This is a genomic window from Alkalibacterium sp. s-m-28, assembly GCF_054658175.1.
This window is the reverse complement of record NZ_BAAGIQ010000179.1, coordinates 1-1,930: the sequence shown is the minus strand read 5'-3', so window position 1 is coordinate 1,930 and position 1,930 is coordinate 1. Positions and strand designations below refer to the sequence as shown.

Sequence of the window (1,930 nt, the reverse complement as noted above, 5' to 3'; positions counted from 1 at the left end):
CAAAATCTAAGTATTGATCCAGGCTTAAACGTATTATCGCTCCTCCTATGACGTTATCATAGAAGGAGCGATAATAAATTATAAGGGGTTTTTATCAAACTGTCCTTGACATGGGGTCCAGTTTAAATGGAAATGGATGTAACAGGGGCCTTTCATTCTGATGGCAGTCGATTTGCGGTTAAATAAAAAGTACAGGGTATCCGGACCAGCACCTTGCGTGTCGTCCGAATATCCTGTACTTTTATTTTGTATTATAAGATAAACATCAATAGTCCGGAGTAGAAGACCAGGCCGACCATAAATGAGGTCATGCCGCTTCCTTTACAGGCTGGAAGTTCATCTTTTAAAGCGTTGAGAATCAGTCCGCCTGCTACGAAAGCTTCCAGAAGTCCCATATACGTGTGAGAGATGTGAATAGTCAATCCGAGAAGCCATCCCAGCAGCACAGACGCGACGAGGAGCTTCAGACCATATCGGTCGTACAGTTTTTCAAAGTGGTGACGCAGTACCCAGTCATTGGTCATGAAGTGGACACCAATAGCGAATAAGTAAAGCAGTGCAGTAAAGGTCGTTTCAAAACGCTGATTGGACAGCAGGATACCGATAATGAAATTATAGAGAAAATATGACCCAATGTGAGCCCAGAAAATACCTGAAGTAGAAAAATCTCTTTTCGACAGTTTCAGTCTTGATGATTTTAAAGCCAGCTCAAGAAAGTAAAAGACAACAATTCCCGCAAGCATGGAGCCGAAAATCAGGTGAGACGCATTCTGGGGTGAAATATGAAAAGTCTCCATAACCTCATGTTCATATCCTTGAACGGTCGGAATCAAGTGAAAGAATACATAAGCTAGTGAAATTCCTCCAACAAAAGAGGTGAACTGGTTAACAGAAAATAGGCGCAATTTAAAATGTCTGGAGCTTAAATGAATAAATGAAAAGCCTAATGCAAGGAACAGACCGGTTAATGACATACTACAATCCTTCTTTCAATTAATTAAAACTATCTCTATAGCGAATTTATTATAGTCCTCAACAAGATCGTAGTCAACAAGTTTTCATGAAAGTTTCTGAAACTTTTCATAATTATGTCCGAAGCGTTCAAAAATAGGAACAAGCCTTCTATTATGCTATTCTATTAATATAAAAATTAAGCAGCAAGACAAAGAAAAGAGGGATTGGATGATACCAATTAAAGTTAAACTGGCAAAAAACAATCGGATCGAATCAGAGCGACTGATTCTCAGACCGGTCACATTGAAAGATGCACCGGATATGTACGAATATGCCCAGGATGAAGAGACGACCTATTATGTTTTTGAAAGACATACGTCACTTGAAAAGACGGAAGAAGCCATCACGGAGTATTTTCTGGAAGACCCGTTCGGAAAGTTCGGAATCGAGCTGAAGGGGACAGGTAAAATGATCGGTACAATTGATTTGAGAATCAAAAGCGAAGACAAACGGGCCATCATTGGGTACACCTTGAACAAAGCGTTTCACGGAAAAGGGTATATGACGGAAGCCGGCCAGCGTGTATTGAAGTTAGGTTTCGAGACACTTGGACTCGACTGCATTGCCGCTTTGCATGACGAACGCAATGCCGTATCGGGGAAAGTGATGGAACGTCTTGGAATGAAAAAGGAAGGGACCCTTCGTCATGTCGGAAAATGGAAGCAAGGGGAATGGTTCAATGACGTCTATTATTCGATCCTTAAATCGGAATATGATGAGCAGATGAGGGAACAAGATCAGTAAGGGGGATCATTTGCGATAAGTGGCACACTCTTTTTATACTTAAAGACTCAAGTTTTGCAGTTAAAAAATAGCCTTTGACCCTTGGTGTCATTGACTTGGTACCGATTATTATGCCGCTTTTGATATTTGATTCAGCTGATTTTCTTTTAAAAATGGCTTGAAGAGTTCCGGT

Annotated in this window: 3 protein-coding genes; 1 reads left to right on the top strand and 2 read right to left on the bottom strand. The window is 40.7% G+C overall.

The window, feature by feature from the left end; all coding sequences use genetic code 11:
* Window positions 1–251 precede the first annotated feature (251 nt).
* Entirely contained in the window at window positions 252–974 is a 723-nt protein-coding gene (locus ACYQ4S_RS11765) for a hypothetical protein (RefSeq protein ID WP_459771325.1), read from the bottom strand.
* 208 nt (window positions 975–1,182) lie between these two features.
* Between ACYQ4S_RS11765 and ACYQ4S_RS11760 the strand changes: the two genes are divergently transcribed.
* The gene (locus ACYQ4S_RS11760) at window positions 1,183–1,758 is read left to right on the top strand and encodes a GNAT family N-acetyltransferase (RefSeq protein WP_459771323.1); all 576 of its coding nucleotides are present in this window, start codon (window positions 1,183–1,185) and stop codon (window positions 1,756–1,758) included.
* Here ACYQ4S_RS11760 and ACYQ4S_RS11755 read toward each other — a convergent pair.
* Window positions 1,715–1,930 (bottom strand): hypothetical protein (locus ACYQ4S_RS11755; protein WP_459771321.1); only part of this gene is annotated, 216 nt, incomplete at its 5' end. The two genes, ACYQ4S_RS11760 and ACYQ4S_RS11755, sit on opposite strands and share 44 nt — an antisense overlap.

Bases quoted from the DNA above. Each gene is read 5' to 3' on its own strand.
- ACYQ4S_RS11760 (WP_459771323.1), top strand. From the start codon at position 1,183: ATGATACCAATTAAAGTTAAACTGGCAAAAAACAATCGGATCGAATCA.
- ACYQ4S_RS11765 (WP_459771325.1), bottom strand. From the start codon at position 974: ATGTCATTAACCGGTCTGTTCCTTGCATTAGGCTTTTCATTTATTCAT.